Source organism: Pseudomonas medicaginis (genome assembly GCF_965119365.1).
Classification (GTDB): domain Bacteria; phylum Pseudomonadota; class Gammaproteobacteria; order Pseudomonadales; family Pseudomonadaceae; genus Aquipseudomonas.
Genome location: NZ_OZ221631.1, coordinates 5333477 through 5352526, shown reverse-complemented (window position 1 = coordinate 5352526; position 19050 = coordinate 5333477). Strand labels below are relative to the sequence as shown.

The 19050-nt window shown below is 55.1% G+C and carries 12 protein-coding genes and 4 pseudogenes; 12 read left to right on the top strand and 4 right to left on the bottom strand.

Going from position 1 to position 19050, the window contains the following annotated elements; genetic code table 11:
* Window positions 1-116: 116 nt before the first annotated feature.
* Complete coding sequence (locus ACMTA2_RS23230; protein ID WP_413791939.1) at window positions 117-968, top strand: AraC family transcriptional regulator; 852 nt, start codon at window positions 117-119, stop codon at window positions 966-968.
* Between the two features lie 36 nt (window positions 969-1004).
* Here the strand turns inward: ACMTA2_RS23230 and ACMTA2_RS23225 are convergent, their stop codons facing one another.
* Window positions 1005-1220 carry a hypothetical protein gene (locus ACMTA2_RS23225; protein ID WP_413791938.1) on the bottom strand — a complete coding sequence of 72 codons (216 nt, stop codon included), beginning with the start codon at window positions 1218-1220 and terminating at the stop codon, window positions 1005-1007.
* Between the two features lie 57 nt (window positions 1221-1277).
* Between ACMTA2_RS23225 and ACMTA2_RS23220 the strand changes: the two genes are divergently transcribed.
* The 3 genes from ACMTA2_RS23220 to ACMTA2_RS23210 all read left to right on the top strand — a co-directional run bounded on the left by ACMTA2_RS23220 (window position 1278) and on the right by ACMTA2_RS23210 (window position 4509).
* The gene (locus ACMTA2_RS23220; protein WP_413791937.1) at window positions 1278-3590 is read left to right on the top strand and encodes a TonB-dependent siderophore receptor; all 2313 of its coding nucleotides are present in this window, start codon (window positions 1278-1280) and stop codon (window positions 3588-3590) included.
* Between the two features lie 117 nt (window positions 3591-3707).
* Window positions 3708-4121: a hypothetical protein gene (locus tag ACMTA2_RS23215; protein ID WP_413791936.1), complete on the top strand. Its 414-nt coding sequence runs from the start codon at window positions 3708-3710 to the stop codon at window positions 4119-4121.
* Complete coding sequence (locus ACMTA2_RS23210; protein WP_413791935.1) at window positions 4108-4509, top strand: hypothetical protein; 402 nt, start codon at window positions 4108-4110, stop codon at window positions 4507-4509. The genes ACMTA2_RS23215 and ACMTA2_RS23210 overlap by 14 nt, the downstream gene beginning before the upstream one ends.
* On the opposite strand, the pseudogene ACMTA2_RS23205 reads toward ACMTA2_RS23210, so the two are convergent.
* Window positions 4503-4788 (bottom strand): annotated as a pseudogene (locus tag ACMTA2_RS23205) (DUF3363 domain-containing protein); the annotation flags it as partial. The gene ACMTA2_RS23210 and the pseudogene ACMTA2_RS23205 sit on opposite strands and share 7 nt — an antisense overlap.
* Window positions 4789-5240: 452 nt before the next feature.
* Here ACMTA2_RS23205 and ACMTA2_RS23200 point away from each other — a divergent pair.
* Window positions 5241-6332 (top strand): annotated as a pseudogene (locus ACMTA2_RS23200) (IS1182 family transposase); the annotation flags it as partial.
* Here ACMTA2_RS23200 and ACMTA2_RS23195 read toward each other — a convergent pair.
* A pseudogene (locus tag ACMTA2_RS23195) lies at window positions 6326-6727 on the bottom strand (site-specific integrase); the annotation flags it as partial. The pseudogenes ACMTA2_RS23200 and ACMTA2_RS23195 sit on opposite strands and share 7 nt — an antisense overlap.
* Before the next feature lie 221 nt (window positions 6728-6948).
* Here ACMTA2_RS23195 and ACMTA2_RS23190 point away from each other — a divergent pair.
* On the top strand, window positions 6949-8226 hold the full coding sequence (locus ACMTA2_RS23190; protein WP_413791934.1) for a DUF2254 domain-containing protein: 1278 nt from the start codon (window positions 6949-6951) through the stop codon (window positions 8224-8226).
* Between the two features lie 3 nt (window positions 8227-8229).
* Here the strand turns inward: ACMTA2_RS23190 and ACMTA2_RS23185 are convergent, their stop codons facing one another.
* Complete coding sequence (locus tag ACMTA2_RS23185; RefSeq protein WP_413791933.1) at window positions 8230-9552, bottom strand: chloride channel protein; 1323 nt, start codon at window positions 9550-9552, stop codon at window positions 8230-8232.
* 202 nt (window positions 9553-9754) lie between these two features.
* Between ACMTA2_RS23185 and ACMTA2_RS23180 the strand changes: the two are divergent.
* The 6 genes and pseudogenes from ACMTA2_RS23180 to ACMTA2_RS23155 all read left to right on the top strand — a co-directional run.
* Window positions 9755-10254 (top strand): annotated as a pseudogene (locus ACMTA2_RS23180) (tyrosine-type recombinase/integrase); the annotation flags it as partial.
* A gap of 133 nt (window positions 10255-10387) precedes the next feature.
* Entirely contained in the window at window positions 10388-11818 is a 1431-nt protein-coding gene (locus ACMTA2_RS23175) for an IS1182 family transposase (RefSeq protein ID WP_413791932.1), read from the top strand.
* Between the two features lie 291 nt (window positions 11819-12109).
* Window positions 12110-13009, top strand: coding sequence for a transcriptional regulator GcvA (gene gcvA, locus ACMTA2_RS23170; RefSeq protein ID WP_413791931.1), 900 nt, complete (start codon window positions 12110-12112; stop codon window positions 13007-13009).
* Window positions 13010-13346: 337 nt separating this feature from the next.
* Window positions 13347-15842, top strand: a complete 2496-nt coding sequence (locus ACMTA2_RS23165) for a CoA transferase (RefSeq protein ID WP_413791930.1) — start codon at window positions 13347-13349, stop codon at window positions 15840-15842.
* Window positions 15843-16105: 263 nt separating this feature from the next.
* Window positions 16106-17752 carry a BCCT family transporter gene (locus ACMTA2_RS23160; RefSeq protein ID WP_413791929.1) on the top strand — a complete coding sequence of 549 codons (1647 nt, stop codon included), beginning with the start codon at window positions 16106-16108 and terminating at the stop codon, window positions 17750-17752.
* 114 nt (window positions 17753-17866) lie between these two features.
* Complete coding sequence (locus tag ACMTA2_RS23155) at window positions 17867-19024, top strand: iron-containing alcohol dehydrogenase (RefSeq protein ID WP_413795708.1); 1158 nt, start codon at window positions 17867-17869, stop codon at window positions 19022-19024.
* Window positions 19025-19050 lie beyond the last annotated feature (26 nt).

Below are 19050 nucleotides of genomic sequence, written 5' to 3'. Positions count from 1 at the left end.
AGTTCGTCATCGTTTCTCCTGCGCTTCAAAAATGAAAGAAGGGGGATACCCAATTTGAATTATATTTTCCGATTAGGCCAAAGTCTCATCTTCCATCCGAGGCTCTACGAGACAACATGTCCAGCATTGCAATCTCCGATCTAACAGTGCCTTGGGACGTCGACAGCGTCTCGCGAGCCGTTGTGGCATTAAGTGCCACATCGGTAACAAGGGACTGGGAAAACGCGAGGCATCAGCACCGCAAGGCGCAGTTGATCTACTCACTACGTGGCATTCTCAACTGCGAAATTGAAGACGGTGTCTGGATCGTTCCGCCGCAGTGCGCCATATGGATACCGGGAGACTTGCCACACGCGGCGTGGGGATCGGGTGAAACGGAATGCTATTGCCTGTTCGTTGAGCCAGACGCAGCACCGGACCTTCCGAAAACCTGTTGCACGATTTCGGTATCGCCATTGCTACGCGAGTTGCTACTGAAAGTGGCCGGTTTTCCTGAGTCATACGCGCAGGGTGGACGAGAAGACCGGTTGATTGCCGCGTTGCTCGATGAGTTGGTGGCGGCCCCCGTGGAAGACTTACATCTGCCCATGCCGCGTGATCCCCGATTGTGCCGTCTCGTGGAAATGATGTTGGCCGACCCTACGGACAAGACCTCGAAGGCCGATTGGGCTACTCGAATTGGTATGAGCGAGCGAAGCATGAGCCGTCTTTTGCTGCATGAAATTGGAATGAGCTTTGGGGGCTGGCGTCGGCAGTTGCACGTGATCCTTGCGCTTCAACGTTTGACCAAGGGCGAAAGCGTGCAAACGGTGGCATTGGAGCTGGGGTACGAAAACGCCAGTGGGTTCATAACCATGTTCCGCAAGGCCATGGGCAAACCTCCGGCACGATACCTATCGGATCGCATCAGCGGCGCAGAGCTCGCTTCCGTGCCCGGCATTATGCTCCCCAATGAAATCTCACCCTGATGCATCAGGCTATCTTGGTTCGGGACCACCGGCCGTTCACCTTCGCCTGTGGTCCTTCCTTGCGAAGTTGCCGATATCTCGCAACGTCGTGGTGATGGTGAAGATTGACTCCTCGTCGAGAGCAAAGCCTTCCTCGGATGCCAGCGACTGCAGGTGTTCACGCAACGCCAGGTCTTCAACGAAAACCATCCTCGCGCCAAAATGACATCCTACTTGGCCTAAATGAATAACAATCTGGCCTGGTTTCGCCATCACTCCCTGCTGTCTCTATTGTTAAATGAAGCATCTAAATACAAATGAGTATTGTTGATGTTCATCATCGCAACTGTTGGGAAGTCCCGTTGGCCAATTGATATGCGCGCAGAGCCTGATCGCTATCCTCATCTGGATGGGCCGTACAAGGGCGTAATCAAGAGTGCGCCCCGCACCGTGCTGGGCTCGGCAGTTGCGGCGGCAGTTCTCATTAGCGCGCAGGGCGCATTCGCCGCCGAGCCCGGGCAGATTCAAACCAAGGTCGGGGAGAAGTCTCAAGAGGAGATAGTCTTGCCGGCCATCACCGTAACGGCCCCCATGGATACGGCGACCACCGAAGGTACTGGCTCCTACACCACGGGCCAGACGTCGGCGGCGACGCACCTGCCGCTTTCGTTGCGGGAAATACCGCAGTCGGTGACGGTGATCACCCGCCAGCGCATGGACGACCAGCAATTGAATTCGGTGCAGGGCGTACTGGAGAACACCACGGGCGTCTCTTCGTACCAGTCCGACAGCGAACGGACGAGTTTCTATTCGCGTGGTTTCTTGATCAACAACGTTCAGTACGACGGCATACCCACCGTCGTCGGCAACATCGTCAATGGGAGCGGCATCGGTTCCATCGATACCGCGTTCTATGATCGTGTCGAGGTAGTGCGCGGCGGCTCCGGCTTGCTGACCGGCACCGGCAATCCCTCGGCCGCCATCAACTTGGTGCGCAAACGGCCAACCCGCGAATTCTCGGCGTCCGCCTCGCTCGGTGCGGGGAGCTGGGATACCCACCGGGAAATGGCCGACGTATCGACTCCGTTGACCGAGGATGGCCGTATCCGCGCCCGCATGGTCGGGACGTCCCAGGAAGGAAACTCGTACATCGATGGGTACAAGCCGCAGAGGAAGGCGTTCTACGGCATCATCGAGGCAGATCTGACACCAGACACGACGGTGAGCCTGGGCTATGACTACCAGGACATCACGCCGAAGGGCTCCACCTGGGGAGGTTTACCGCTATGGTTCAGCGACGGCACGCAGGCGGAGTATTCACGCTCCAAGAACTACGCACAGAACTGGAGCCATTGGGACAACACCCTGAAGACGGCGTTTGCCGAGATCGAGCACCGCTTCGACAACGGCTGGAACCTCCGGGCCGTCGCTAACCAGTACCGCACCGAATACGATGCCGAACTACTCGGCCTGATCGGCCGCCCTGATCGCGCCACGGGGCTGGGTTCCTATCCCAACGGGGCTTATCCGGTGGCACTGGCGTCCGAAGGTCGCAGCCGTCAAAACACCTTCGACGTGATGGCGAGCGGCCCCTTCGAACTGCTTGGCCGCCAGCATGACCTGGTGGTGGGGGCGACGAGTTCGCGCCGCACCGCCAGCCAGGAAGATATCGCTCCGTTCTATGCAGGCTTTACGCCGGTCAACGTCTATGAACTGAGCCCAGCCTATCCCCGGCCCAACTTCGATGCCATGGCTTCGATTCCGACCCGCACCCTAATCAAACAGAGCGGTGTCTATAGCGCAGCCCGGTTCTCGCTGACCGAGCCTCTGAAACTCATTGTAGGCGGCCGCTTCAGCAACTACGAAATCGACGACGTCGTCGGCGGCTCGTCGTTGCACTACAAGAAGAGCAGTGAATTCACTCCTTATGCTGGCTTGATCTACGACATCGACAAGACCTATTCGGCCTACGTGAGCTACACGGGCATATTCAATCCGCAAACCGACTATCGCGACAGCCGGGGCAACGTGCTCACGCCGTCAAAGGGAAAAACCAAGGAAGTCGGACTCAAAGGCGCTTACATGGACGGGCGTCTGAATGCCTCGTTGGCCTTGTTCGAGACCGAGCTGGACAACGCAGCACAGATGGTCGCAGGGACCTATACGCCAGCTGGTGCCCAAGCCTATATGGGCGCGGATGGGACGAAGTCGCGCGGGGTCGAGTTGGACTTGCAGGGCGAGCTGGCGCGTGGCTGGAACATCTATGCGGGTATCGCCCATTTCACTGTGCAAGATGGTGATGGCGTCCGCTTGAATTCGCAAATACCCCGCACCACAGCCCAGCTTTTCAGTACCTACCAGTTGCCCGGAGAGTGGAGCAAGTTGACGCTAGGCGGAGGCGTCAAATGGCAAAGCCGCTTCTACCAAGCGCCCAACACCGGCACCAGTTCATTAGGCGGGGAACAGGGTTCTTATGCCCTGGTATCACTGTTAGGGCGTTACGCCATCACGAAGCAGATTACCGCAGCAGTCAACGTCAACAACGTGTTCGACAAGAAGTATGCGTTGCAGAAGGGCGATTTTGACACCGTAGGTTATGGCGCACCACGCAACTTGATGGTGACGCTGGACTATAGGTATTGATTTACCGCAGGCGAACGCTTCAACCGTTGGAAATCCGCAGACATACAACAGCCATTGATTATCGAGAAAGCTCCCATGCCCCTTCAGCCTACGCTACACCCCGCCCAAGACCTGGCCATGAACAACCCAAACAAAGTGGCCTTGTTCTGGTTGACGACAGCCGCTGGTGCCATACTTTTTGTCACCTTCCAGTTGTTCTTTTACGTCAACGACTTTGTGAGAGCGCACGGAGCGACACCGTCGATTACCTTTGAACCCGACATACTGTGGGTGTTTTCCGCATTCTATGGCTCTTGGATCGTAACGGTGCTTCTCGCCCTGATAGGAACGCGCAGGGCTCAGGGGGGGGCCTTGGTCCTCGGCAGTCTGCTTGTCGTCCTGAATACCCTCGGGGGAATCTCCGACGGGTTGCGCGACGGTTGGCACATTGCCTTTTCGGCAGTGTTCTTCATTACGTTGCCAGGCATATTCGCCCTTGCAGCCACCTGGCGTTGCATCAAAAGCAAAGGAGTCGGCCATGTCGGTGAATAGTTCTGACTTCCCTTTTGTCTGGATGAATCTTACGCAAGAGTCCGGACATGATCACCAGAAGGACTTCGACGAATTGGAGGCCAATTTGCGGCGCGGGGAGCCTTTTGTACTTTTGACTGATACCGCACCCGCCGAAGACCATGAGCACTCGCCGGAAGACAAGAAACGCACTGCCCTCTGGATGAAAAAGCACAAGATTGAATTGCGGAAGTCGATCCTGGCTATGATCTTGGTTGAACCTCACTCGGCAAAACGTCTTGGTTACAAAGCATTTGCGGTCGTCTTTGCCAAGTTCTGGGGCTACCCTATGCTTCTTGCTGCTTCACGTGAGCAGGCAATGGAGATGGCAAAAGAATTGCTCCTAAAAGATGGAAACTCGTCTCACTGATGGCCCCGCTGGCGTCCGCTCTTCCATGAAACTCTGCCGCCGCGCACTGTCGCGGCGAGCTGCTGCCCGGTTGCTTGATCGCCGGCTTCCACCACACGAGCGAGAACCCCGCACCTACTGGCCGAGCATGATGCGACGTCAGTAGATGCCGGCCACGCGCTACCCATCCGACTTTGGGCGGTGCTCCAGGCCTGTTCCGGTGACAATGCCCCTAGCTGCCTGCTCCAGCTCCCGATTGCGCAGATTTCCCAGCAGATTCCGGGCGAGGATGACCCGCTGCCTCTACACTTCTCAGCTATTGAGTTTCTTTATTTATGGAGCAGTATTCGGTGCAGTGAATCGCTCCAGTTTTGTAGGGCCGTGATGATCGATTCATGGCCGAAAGCCGCCGACCGCGAAGGGCTGCAGTCGGCCGAGACTGTGTAAAAACGCATCTATCGTGCTTAGATCTGCAACGTTAAATCTGCCAACCTTAATCAGTCACAGGAGCGCTCGTGGCTGGGTTTATCCCAATTATCTTGTGAGGAAAGTAATGGAGGCTCTTCAAAGTGCTCCCATTCCAAGTACCACTCGTATGTTTCGTTGTCAGCCTTGAATTCATGTTTAACAGTCCAGCCAAGTTCCACTAGCTTTCGAGCCCTGTGAGAGGCATGTGCCTTAGTCATTCTCGGCGCTTTCATAAATGTCATCGCGTGTATGATTGCTGGAGATTTTAACGCAGGAATTGCCTGATGAAACGCTTCATTCAAGGCGAATATCGCGGTCAGAGCACCTTGCTCCCCGAGAGCCTCGACGATTACGTCAGCGATACCAATCCGGTGCGTGTAGTCGAGGTCTTCGTCGACGAACTTGACCTGGTCAATCTAGGTTTTGAAGGTGCCATTCCAGCCGATACTGGACGGCCGGCTTACCACCCCGCGATCCTGTTAAAGATATACATCTACGGCTATCTAAACCGCATTCAATCGAGCCGGCGGCTGGAACGAGAAGCTCAAGGCAACGTCGAGTTGATGTGGTTGACCGGACGTTTGATGCCGGATTTCAAGATCATCGCCAACTTCCGAAAAGACAACAGCAAGGCCATCCGAGGCGTCTGTCGCCAGTTCGTTGTGCTGTGTCAGCAGTTAGGTCTGTTTGGAGAACATCTGGTCGCCATTGATGGCAGTAAATTCAAAGCAGTCAACAACCGCGACCGCAATTTCACCAGCGCCAAACTGAAGCGGCGCATGGAAGAAATTGAGTCGAGTATCAACCGTTACTTGGCGGCACTCGCTGCCGATCGGCAAGAACTCAAGGCTTCCGAGCCCAGTGCCGGGCGGCTGGAAGAGAAAATCGCCAAGCTCAAAACTCAAATGAAGGAGCTTCAGGCGATCGAAATCCAGCTCAATGAATCGCCGGATAAACAGGTCTCACTGACCGATCCAGACGCCCGTTCCATGATGACGCGCGGCACAGGAATCGTCGGCTACAACGTGCAGACAGCGGTCGATACTCAGCACCATTTGATCGTTGCACATGAGGTGACCAACGTCGGTTCCGACCGCGATCAACTCAGCTCAATGGCCAAGCAGGCCCGCGAGGCGATAGCCGCAGAAACGTTGTCGGTGGTGGCGGACCGAGGTTATTTCAAAAGCGAACAAATCCTGGGTTGTCACGATGCCGGCATCACCGCCTATGTGCCCAAACCGATGACCTCTGGAGCCAAGGCTGACGGGCGTTTCAATAACGATGCCTTCGTCTATGACGCGACAAAAAACGAATACATTCGCCCGGCTGGGGAGGCGCTGATCTGGCACTACTCCTGCGTTGAAAAAGGCCTGAAGTAGCCTTTGACGATACGACCGTATTGACGAGTGGATAGATGGTCTGAAGTATGTGGCCGGCTAGGAAAAAGGCAGTCCTCGCTGCGTAGCTGGGCCCGATGTATCCAGGCCGCGAGAGCAGACCGTGTTTGCTCAGTGATCTCAAACTGCACAGGCTGCTGCGTTTTCTGCTGCATCACCATGGCTCGTGATGATACGTGCTCTCCATGAGAGACATCGCGCACGCGGGGCTTGGTTAAGCGATGGCCAGATCGAAGAGAGCCAGGTCTCGGGTTTTTTCCGCAATTTGAAGCCTTACTCGAATGGCCCAGATATCTCTCAGTCGGAGTGGGGGGCTGCCCGACCAGTTTTCCTTTGTTCCAGGGCTGACGGCTGCAGATAGCGATGATGTTCATGACAAGTCCTCCACGTGTGGAAACACGAGGATGGCTGATCAGAGCAACGGTTGCTAACCGGCCAATAGCGGACGTCGGCTTGATGTCCCACTATTGACTTTTATCAACTCAAAATCAGATAACTTGAGCGTCTTGCTGTTCATCTCCTGCGTCGGCCTATAGTCGAATAAAACTTCCGCCCCTTCTGCGACTCTATTGACGTATTCACTGAAGGATTGCACATGATCGCCCGTTGGCGTTGGGTCACGAATCAACTCACTAAACGGCTGTGGTTCAGAGCCTCCCTATTCTCCCTTCTAGGGGTAGCTACGGCGCTGTTCGCTGTTGTATTCAAAGACTTCATCCCAGAATCATTGCCAGCGCGTATCGGCGCGGACGCAGTGGACAAGATTCTGGGGATCATTGCCTCCAGCATGTTGGCCGTTACGACCTTCTCGTTAAGCACGATGGTCACCGCTTATGGGGCCGCTAGCAGCGGAGTGACGCCACGCGCCACCACTTTGGTGATGGAAGACACTACAACCCAAAATGCCCTTGCCACGTTTATAGGCTCATTCCTCTTTAGCCTGGTAGGGATCATCGCGTTGAGCACGGGCGCCTATGGCACGCAAGGTCGAGTATTGCTGTTCGCAGTCACGATTATTGTGGTCATCCTGATCGTTTACACCCTTCTGCGCTGGATCGATCACCTGTCCAAACTCGGAAGGGTGGGAGAAACCATCGACCGAGTCGAGAAAGCTGCTATAGAGGCAATCACTCAGCGAGTCCAGTGGCCCTACTTAGGCGGCTCAGCGTACCCAACCGAACTGTTGCTACCACCTGGCGCAGTCACAGCAAATAGTGAGGTAACTGGCTACGTGCAACATATCGACGTGAGCGCACTTGGAGCTATCGCGAAGGATGAACAAATCCAGATTTATCTAGAGGTACTTCCTGGGACATTTGTGCACGAGGGAATGCCGCTCCTGCACATCGTGAGCTCGGGCAACACATTGGCCGTAGATAGCGATGCTGTAAGAAAGAGGGTTCTAGCGGCTCTGACCATAGGCATCCGGAGAACCTTTGAAAATGATCCCCGCTTCGGACTTTGCGTGCTCTCGGAAATCGCTTCTCGCGCCTTGTCGCCAGCAGTAAACGACCCAGGGACTGCCATTGATGTCATTGGACGGGGAGTGAGAACTTTAACCTGCTGGAGCAAGCCTCGCGTGACAGGCTCGCAAACAGATAAAGGCTGTAAACAGGTCTTTCTCCGAGGATTGACGGTAGATGACCTGTTCGATGATTTTTTTGCCCCGATCAGCAGGGACGGTGCAGCTTTGCTGGAAGTTAACCTGCGCCTGTTAAAAGCTCTAATCAGTCTTGCTGAAATAAACCCTGCGATCTTCAAGGATGCATCCGACAGGCACGCGGTTCTTCTGATCACTCGTGCCGACACCACGTTAACTCTGCAGCATGAGAAGGATCAACTGAGCTCGTTGGCTAGAACGATGACACGATAAGGCCTATCGAGCTGAGTTCTTCGGCGCTGCCGCAGGTTCTGCACTTTCGAGAAAATCTCGCGCCAATTGCTGATACAACTCAGGGCCCATTCTTGAACTGACAGCCTTGGCAATCAAAGCGACCGCCATGAGACTGATTACCATACTGTGGCTATCGATCATCTCCATCACAATGATTGCCGAGGTGATTGGTGACTGAGTAACGGCAGCCAGAAAACCAACCATGCAGAGTGCGATAGTGGGCTGCGCAGCCAGGTGAAATAGCTCTGCGGTATTGGCGCCGACTGCGGCCCCTACAGCGAGCGAGGGGGCGAAAATTCCTCCTGGAATACCAGAGAAGTAGGTCACTACGGTCGCGAGGAAGCGAGTGATGGGGACGTGCCATGGCAGGACTACTTCGGATGCGATGACCTGGGAGGTAATGTCGTAGCCACTACCGAAAGACATTCCGCCACTCAACCAACCCAATATTGCGACGATCAATCCACAGATGCCGGCAAACCAAACCGGGTGCAGGCCTCGCCAATTCCAGATGATGAAATTTGGGTGACGCTGTGGCCATAACAACATTCGGCTGAATAGCCCACCCAATAACCCACATCCGATCCCTATCACCAGTGCCGGGATGACTATGTCGGAGTTGATATCCTGAATGCCAAAATGTCCGAAATAGTTGTAGTTTCCTTGTAAGGCAATGGCAACCATCCCAGACAGAATGATGGTGCTCAGAAGAACACCGCTGGTACGAGTTTCCAGCTTTCTGCCCAGTTCCTCAACGGCAAAGGCGATACCGGCCAGCGGCGTATTGAATGCAGCCGCAATACCCGCTGCACCTCCCGCCAAAATAAGATCCTCGCTGCGTACAATTCGCGCATTCGGCAAGAAGCGGTGAAAGAAGTACATGATGGATGCTGCAACCTGAACTGAGGGGCCTTCACGCCCTGCCGAAAAGCCGCCCGTCAGCGCCAGAGTACCAAGGCCTATCTTGGCGAAAGCAATGCGCAGCGAAACCAGCTTGTTTATTGGCTTACCTTGACGAGCAAGGCGTGTTGCTGCGATTACTTGCGGAATCCCGCTGCCTTGTGCACCTACGAAAAAGCGCGTTGTCAGCCACACTACGAGCATGCCGATTAGTGGGGTGTAAATAACAGGAAGCCACACTCGCTCACTGGTCTGTTGAGCAAACTGCGCCAGGGCTATGTCCGCCAGCCTTGCAAAAGCCACTACCAGCAGGCCGGCAATGGTCGCCGCAATCCATAACGTGACCCTGGTGCGCCAGCGCATGGAGGCGAAGCCTCGGCGTAACAGCATTAGTGGTTTGATCACCCGAAGTGCTCCTTGAATTCGCCTTCTTGATCGTAAGACTAACCAATTAGCATCTTTCCCTCATAGCAACGGTTTTGTTGAGTAAAGAAAACGACCTGTGAATCGCCCTCCGTTTTGTAGACGCTGAGTGACTGCTCTTGGCCGGTTAGCGACCGTTGCTCTGATCAGCCATCCTCGTGCTTCCACACGTGGAGGACTTGTCATGAACATCATCGCTACCTGCAGCCGTCAGCCCTGGAACAAGGAAAACTTGTCGGGCAGCCCCCCACTCCGACTGAGAGATATCCGGGCCATTCGAGTAAGGCTTCAAATTGCGGAAAAAACCCGAGACCTGGCCCTCTTCGATCTGGCCATCGCTTAACCAAGCCCCGCGTGCGCGATGTCTCTCATGGCGAGCACGTATCATCACGAGCCATGGTGATGCAGCAGAAAACGCAGCAGCCTGTGCAGTTTGAGATCACTGAGCAAACACGGTCTGCTCTCGCGGCCTGGATACATCGGGCCCAGCTACGCAGCGAGGACTGCCTTTTTCCTAACCGGCCACATACTTCAGACCATCTATCCACTCGTCAATACGGTCGTATCGTCAAAGCCTAGGTGAAAGCCGTAGGGCTTGATCCAGCCATGTATGGCACCCATACAATGAGACGAACGAAGGCATCACTGATCTATCGTAGGACGAAGAACCTGCGGGCGGTTCAGGCGGAACAGACTAAGGTTTGATCATGCATAGCGACGGTCGAAGTCAGACCGTCGCTAACCGGCCCAGAGTGTGTAAAAACGCCTTCGCTAACCCTTGCTATGATTTCTGAGGATTTCATCGCAGGGATCGCCCATGAAGCGCTTTATCCAAGGTGAACATCGAGGCCAAGGCACCTTACTTCCCGAGAGCCTCGACGACTATGTCAGCGATACCAACCCGGTGCGCGTAGTCGATGTCTTTGTCGATGAACTCGACCTGGTCTCTTTGGGTTTTGACGGTGCTATCCCAGCCGACACAGGCCGGCCTGCTTACCACCCAGCGATCCTGCTGAAGATCTACATTTACGGTTATCTCAACCGCATCCAGTCGAGTCGACGCCTGGAACGAGAAGTCCAACGCAACGTCGAGCTGATGTGGCTGACCGGGCGGTTGATGCCCGACTTCAAGACCATCGCTAACTTCCGAAAAGACAACAGCAAGGCCATCCGGGGCGTCTGTCGCCAGTTCGTCGTGCTGTGTCAGCAACTGGGACTATTCGGAGAAAATCTGGTCGCCATCGACGGCAGTAAGTTCAAGGCAGTCAACAATCGCGACCGCAATTTCACCAGCGCCAAACTGAAGCGGCGAATGGAAGAAATCGAATCGAGTATCAACCGCTACCTGACGGCACTCGATGCTGCCGATCGGCAAGAACCCACAGCTTCAGAGTCCAGTGCCATGCGGCTGGAAGAGAAAATCGCCAAGCTCAAAACTCAAATGAAGGAGCTTCAGGCGATCGAAATCCAGCTCAATGAATCGCCGGATAAACAGGTCTCACTGACCGATCCAGACGCCCGCTCCATGATGACGCGCGGCACGGGAATCGTCGGCTACAACGTGCAGACAGCGGTCGATACGCAGCACCATTTGATCGTTGCACATGAGGTTTCCAACGTCGGTTCCGACCGCGATCAACTCAGCTCAATGGCCAAGCAGGCCCGCGAGGCCATAGCGTCAGAAACGTTGTCGGTAGTGGCTGACCGAGGTTACTTCAAAAGCGAACAAATCCTGGCTTGTCACGATGCTGGCATCACCGCCTACGTGCCCAAGCCGATGACATCTGGAGCCAAGGCTGACGGGCGTTTCAATAACGATGCGTTCATCTATGACACGGCAAAAAACCAATACATTTGCCCGGCTGGAGAGGCGCTGATCTGGCGCTATTCCAACGTTGAAAAAGGCCTGAAGTTGCATCGCTACTGGAGTTCAAAATGCCAGGGCTGCGCGTTAAAAGCACAGTGCACACCAAGCACAGAGCGACGAGTTCGACGTTGGGAGCATGAAGCCGTATTGGAGGAAATGCAGCTTCGGCTGAGCAAAGCACCAGAGATGATGCGAGTCCGAAAACGGACGGTTGAGCATCCCTTCGGGACGCTCAAACAATGGATGGGTGCAACGCACTTCCTAACGCGAAAGTTAGCTGGGGTGAGCGCGGAGATGAGCTTGAATGTGCTCGTCTACGACTTGAAACGGGTTATGAAAATCATCGGTGCCAACGGTTTGATAAAAGCGCTGACGGCCTGAAAAAGGTTGATTTTGGCCCATCCCAGAGGCTGTAAAAACAGCGTTGACGTGTTCCAGGTCGCGACCGATGCGACCCGCAGCATTGACCGTGCGATCGCTCAGCCAACGAAGGTCGATGATCCAAAACGATGAGGTCAAAGCGTTTTTACACACTCTGGGCCAAAAGCAGCCATTGAGTGCCTACCAAATCAGAGCAGATTCAGTTTACTATCCGGCTTACTCCATTCTCATGAAACAATTTGGGCTGCTGTGTCGTACTGATAACTTGCCCTGGCTGGAGATCTCCCCTCAATGAAAAAAAACTTGCCCCCACTCAACTGGTTGCGGGCATTTGAGTCTGCTGCCAGGCATCTCAGTTTTACCCTTGCCGCGCAGGAGTTGAATCTTACTCAGGCTGCTATCAGTCAGCAGATCAAAGGACTCGAGTCTAAGTTGGGGGCTGTTCTTTTCAAGCGCCGGCCAAAGGGATTGGAGCTTAGCGAAGCAGGGCAAGCCTATCTGCCGGCAGTGCATGAAGCTGTCGAGCGACTGGCGGCTGCTACAGATGAGATTTTCGGGCAAGGACATAAAAGAGTACTGACAGTACGGGTCAATCTGGTGTTTTTCATTCACTGGTTGGCGATACGTCTGCCAGACTTTCGCAAGCTGCATCCGGAGATAAATCTTCATATCACCAGCAATATTTGGGTATCTGAGGTTGATGTCGAGGCCGACTTGGAAATCCGTCACGGCCATGGTCAGTGGGCAGGGCTGAAAGCGGAGAGACTCACCTGGGACTTGCTGGTGCCGGTATGTGCTCCCTCGTTGGCCACGGAACAAAAACCGCTAAACACCCCCAACGACCTTGCCCACCATGAGTTGCTTCACGTCCTCGGATATGAAGAAGGATGGGGATATTGGCTGAAGAAGGCTGGATCAGAGCACGTAGATTCTTCCCAAGGGTTGCAATTCGACACACTGATCTCTGCCCTTAAAGTGGCAGAGTTGGGCCAAGGGGTCGCTTTGGCTCGCTCGTCACTGGTTGAACAAAAGCTTGCTGAGGGCACTCTGGTCGCCCCTTTCAAACAGCGTTTCACCACCCATGAAGCGTTCTACTTGGTGTACTCCCCACACAGTACTGCTAACCCACAGGCAGCTGCATTTATCGCTTGGCTCATTGCCGAAGCTGAGGCTGCGAAACGCAGCAATTGACGCTGAAAAAAACAACCAAACATCTCATCAAGGCACGTGAAACGTGCGTTATGGCGTGTGGCCGGTAACTATTTCACTCCCCCTACGCAGGCTGTGTCGTCGCGCCCAAAAACGCGGTATGTCAGAGATTGTGCGTATAAGAAAAGCGGCGTTGCCATAAATAAAACAGACCCGCCGGGTCTCTTTATATTGCTTTTCCTATTCCTGTAATTGCCCGAAAGTTGTGCCCAGATCGTCACCTAGACCTTGCGCCAGTATCTCGCGAGGCACTCGACGACAAACCACAAAAACAATAAAAGCACGCGTTTCAGCGCGCTTTGAAAAGTGATGGTGAATCATGGGACAGCTGAGTCAATTACCCCTGCGTAACGTCAAAGTCATCGACTTTGGTCAATACATTGCGGGCCCTGCGGTGGCTATGATCCTTGCGGATCTTGGTGCCACGGTCATTCATATCGATCCTCCGTCCGGGCCGCTATGGGACAGCCCGGCCAACGCGGTGCTCAACCGCAACAAGCACTGCTTACAACTCGACCTCAAGTCAGCCGAGGGCCTGAAGAACGCTATGGCGCTGATCGCCAGTGCCGATATTTTGATCGAGAACTTCCGCCCAGGAGTCATGCAACGACTAGGCATCGATTTTGCCGTATTACGCCGCCAGCGCCCTGAGTTGATCACGCTATCCATTCCTGGTTTTGCTACAAACGATGAGTTGCGTCGTGACTGGCGCGCCTTCGAGTCGATCATTGCCTCGGCCTCCGGGGTGTTTACCGATATGGGCCAGAACCGCGTACTGATGGGTATTAACCCAAGCTTTTCGCCCCTGCCGCTAGCATCGTCTTACGGCACCATGCTCGCAGTTTCTTCCGTGGTACTAGCCCTGCAAGCACGCCAACGCAGCGGCATGGGGGATGAAATCGAGGTTCCTTTGGCAGCCGCAGTGATGGAAGGCCTGTCATACAACTCGATCAAGATCGACGATTATCCACTGCGCTACAAGACCTTGCGTGAGAAGGAAATCGAGCGTCGGCGCGCCGAGAACCTGCCCATGAACCTCAGCTACGAGGATCTTCAGGAGTATCTCGATCCGTTCTACCGCACCTATGAATGTGCCGATGGCCGTAAATTCTACGCAGTTTGTCCATCTCATCGCTCGCACGCTAAACGCTGTCTGCAAGCCATGGGACTGTACGAAGAAATGCTGGCTGCAGGCTTGCCTAAAGTAGAAGACCCTTACCTGCCACTGGCCCAGTGGGAGGGCGATGCGTCCCTCGGTGTCTACCCGTTGCCGGAGCATTGGGCAAAGCGCATCTCGGTGCGTATGAAGGAGGTGTTCCTTACTAAAACAGCCGCTGAGTGGGAAAAAATATTTGGTGAAGGCCAGTTCCCTGGCGCGCCACATCGCACGACCCAAGAGTGGTTGCACGATGAGCATGCCAACACAGCCGGTCTGGTCGTCGATGTCGACGATCCGCAGTACGGCGTGATGAAGCAGCCCGGTGCAATTTCCTGGCTGGAAGACAGTGCGGATCAAATGTTGGCGCCTCAAGCACGACGCACTGTTAATTTTCAGGAAGCCCTAGCCGCTATCGAAGCATGCGCTACAGCACCTCTTCCTGCACCAGCAGAAAAGGTCGGCGGCTGGCTAGAGGGTGTGCGCATCCTCGATCTGACCAATGTAATCGCCGGACCACACTCCACGTCATTTCTTGGCCGCTTTGGTGCCGACGTAATCAAGCTCGATCCGACCACGCCGAACTACGACCCGTGGAATACGGTGGTCTTCGGTATGTCGTCGGCACGGGGCAAGCAGAGCATTCTGGTTGACCTGAACCAGCCTGATGGGCGCGAAGTATTCAATAACTTGGTGCGTTCGGTCGATATCATCGTAATGAACGCTCCAGATCGTCAGCTCGCCCCGCTGGGCTTGGACGAGGCTAGCCTGCAGGCAGTAAATCCTGGCGTCATCTTCTGCCAATTGGACTGTTTCGGTGGTCCTCGTCGCGGGCCACGTACCGACTACTTGGGGTACGACGACCTGATTCAAGCAACTACCGGCATCATGCTGCGTTTTGGCGGAGGTATGCAGACCCCAGAGGAGCATGCTCATGTTGGCACTATCGATGTCATGTGCGGCTTCGCTGCCGCGTTAGGTATTTCCACCGCGCTCTATCAAAAAGCGGTCACTGGCCGAGTCAGTCGAGCACGCACCTCGTTGGCATCACTTGGCAACCTGGTGCAGATCCCGTTCTGCTTCGACTATGCCGGTCGCGCGCCTTTCGACGAGCCGGCCGGCCGAGATGCTGTGGGCTATAGCGACTTGTCACGTTTTTATCGCACCTCAGACGACTGGCTGTACCTGGACAGTCATGTGGGTGAATTGGAGCGTTTGGCGCGCGTAGAGGGCTTAGCGGGCCTGGTCGAGTCAAATGATCGCGCCGCTTTTCTTAAGCGCGCGTTGATGTCCGCAACTTCAGCAACTTGGCAGAGCCGTCTACAGACCGTCGATATTGCGGCAGCTGCGCCTGACAACCTCGACAACCTGCGTCAACGCTACAGCCGTCCTGCAGATGGCCTACCTGGCACCGACAACGGAAGTTATTCGTTCAGCGTATATGCCGATCACCCGAGCGGCCACTGCGTCACACAGCTTGATCCATTTGCCATTCGCACACGTCTTGCCCCTATTCGCGCACTGTCGCCAGCGGAGAAGTTTGGCACCTCGACACGCAGAGTTCTTCGCGACTTTGGCTACAGCGAAACCCAAATTGACGCACTCATCGCGAGCAAAAGCATCGGCGAAAGCTGGAGTGAGGAGTATCTGCCGAGCTAAGTAAAAGAATCATAAGGGCGCTCTGGAATACAACTGCCTTGTACGTCAGAGCGCTACCACCCTGAAGTGACCTAAACGAGAACCACCATGACTAATAAATATAAAAAAGCTGTGCCAAACACCCGCCGCTCCTTTTGTGGCCCGCAACGCTTATGCATACAGAGCAACCACGGCTAGTAGGCAATTCGCATCCGCGGACTACGACCCAGGCAACTGCTTGATAAACGTCAGCGCAGTCAGCCTACAAGAGGAGAGTTTTCACGATGAGTAACATACACAACGGCTCAGCCCTCGATGGACGAGTGTTCTGGCCTTCGATTGCGGTCATTCTCGGCATCACCATCCCACTGGTTGTGTTTCCCGAATCAGGCAACCTGATCATCAAACAGTTATTCGGTTTTGCCACCGGTAACTTTGGCTGGCTCTATTTGCTTAGCGGCCTGGGTGCGGTGCTGTTTCTGCTGTGGCTCGCATTAGGCCGCTATGGCAACGTGCGCTTGGGGCGCGCGGAAGATTTGCCCGAGTTTTCCTACTTCAGTTGGATTGCCATGATTTTCTGTGGCGGCATCGGTATTGCCATCGCCAACTGGGCCTGGGTTGAGCCGATCTACTACTTCGATGGCCCGCCGCTAGGCATCGCCGCCAAAAGCAAGGAAGCCGCCGAGTGGGCACTGGCCTATGGGCAGTTCCACTGGGGGCTCACACCTTGGGCCTTCTACTGCCTGCCGGCGATTCCGATTGCCTACTCCATGTATGTCCGTCGTCAGCCAGGCGTGCGCCTGTCAGTTGCAGCTCGCGGGGTATTGGGCGATAAGGCGGATGGCTGGCTGGGAACCCTGCTCGACACCGTGGTGGTGTTCGGCATCGTCGGCGGCGTTGGCACCTCGCTGGGCCTGGCTGTACCGTTGGTCTCGACCTTGGCCTCCGATGTGTTCGACCTGCAGCCGTCGTTTGGTTTCGACATGCTTATTCTTGGCCTGTGGACTGCCATGTTCGGTGCCAGTGTTTGGTTTGGCCTGAGTAAAGGCATCAAGCTTCTCAGCGATATCAACGTCTATTTGGCCGTGCTGCTTTTGCTGTTCGTGCTGGCGATCGGCCCGACACTGTTCATCGTTAACGGCTGGTCCAACAGTGTCGGTTTAATGGTCAACAACTTCATTCATATGAGCTTGTGGACCGACCCGATAGCCAAGGGAAGCTTCCCTCAAGATTGGACTATATTTTACTGGGCTTGGTGGATTGCCTATGCGCCCATGATGGGACTGTTTGTTGCTCGTATTTCTCGTGGCAGAACAATCCGTGAGTTGGTGTTCGCTGAGTTGATCTGGGGCAGTTTGGGTTGCTGGGTGTTCTTTGCGGTATGGGGCGGTTATGCCCTTGATCTGCAGCTGTCCGGAGTGCTGGATGTCAGCGCCATCCTCAACCAGCAAGGTATTCCGGCGACCGTACTTGCGATCCTAAAAACCATGCCGATGGCCAATGTGATCATCGCCGGATTTGTCCTGCTGTGTTTCGTGTTTCTCGCCACAACTCTTGACTCGGCGGCTTATGTGCTGGCTTCGGTCACGTCGAACAAGTTGTCCGGATATGAGGAACCACGCCGCTGGATCCGCATTACCTGGGCATTGTTGCTAGCGATAGTCGGTATTGGCTTGATCAAGGTTGGTGGCCTCAAGGCGGTGCAAACCTCAACTATCATCGTTGCTTTGCCGCTTATTCCCGTGCTGGCGATCCTTGCTTGGTCGCTGCTACGCATGCTCAAGCAGGATTTTGGTACACGCCTGAGTTCACCGGTACTGATTGTCGATGGCCCTGCATTACCTGCTCAGGGAATGCCAGCTCCAGACCTCATTACTCAGCCATTCGGTGCCACGCCTAATCCTGCAGCACCGTTGGGGTCACAACCCTAGTAACCAACCGGGTGCCACAACTACCTACACGGCACCCAACTTTTTTGAAATGACGCATGGGTCGGCCTGTCTGTACCTAGGGGACGATTCATGCCTGAGAAAACTGGAGTTGATATGTCTAATCAAGTGATTCTGCCTCGAATCATGCAGCTCGGTGCCGGCGCCAGCGAGGCGATCCCCAATGTGCTCACCAGCCTTGGCTGTTCGCGACCGTTGTTGATCACAGATAAAATGATGGTGCAGCTAGGTTACGCAGAGCGTATTCAGACGACTTTGGCAATGAGCGGAATGACCGCGGAAATATTCGCTGACACCGTTCCCGAGCCTACCGTTGATTCGATCCAGGCCGGTGTAAAAAAGGCTCGCTCCGGCGATTACGACAGCATCATCGCCCTCGGCGGTGGCAGCCCAATCGACAGCGCCAAAGCCATCGGTATCTTGGCCAAACTCGGCGGTGAAATGCGCGACTATAAGTTTCCGCGCAACGTCACCGAGTCCGGTTTGCCGATCATTGCTGTGCCGACTACCGCCGGTACTGGTTCTGAGGTGACGCGTTTCACCATAATCACGGACGAGAAGACCGACGAAAAAATGCTCTGCGTCGGCATCGGTTTTATGCCCGTAGCCGCACTGGTCGACTACACCCTGACCCTTAGTCTGCCACCCCGGGTAACCGCCGATACCGGCATTGATGCTTTGACTCATGCCATCGAAGCCTACGTCAGCCAGAAAGCCAATCTTTACAGTGACAGCCAAGCGCTGGCGGCCATGAGGTTGATCGGCCCAAACCTGCGTCGTGTGTTCCACAGCGGCCAAGACAATGCGGCGCGCGAAGCGCTGATGCTCGGCTCAACCCTCGCGGGCGTGGCCTTCTCCAGTGCATCGGTAGCGCTAGTGCATGGCATGAGTCGACCTATCGGTGCGTTCTTTCATGTACCCCATGGGTTGTCCAACGCCATGCTGTTACCAAGCGTCACCGCGTTCTCGATCCCGGCAGCCGCCGAGCGCTATGCCGACTGCGCGCGCGCCATGGGCGTCGCTACCGCGCAAGACAGCACCGATGCCGCCAACGCCAAGCTGCTAACTGAGCTGAAGTCACTCAACGACGAGCTGCAAGTGCCGACTCCGGAACAATTCGGCATCAACCGAGAGCGCTTCTTCGAGCTCATGCCAACCATGGCGCAACAAGCGCTGGCATCCGGTTCGCCGGGAAACAACCCGCTCGTTCCCACGGTGGAACAGATGGTCGAGATCTACCGCAGCCTCTGGTAAGCGATTTTTCTAAGCGTTTAGCGGCC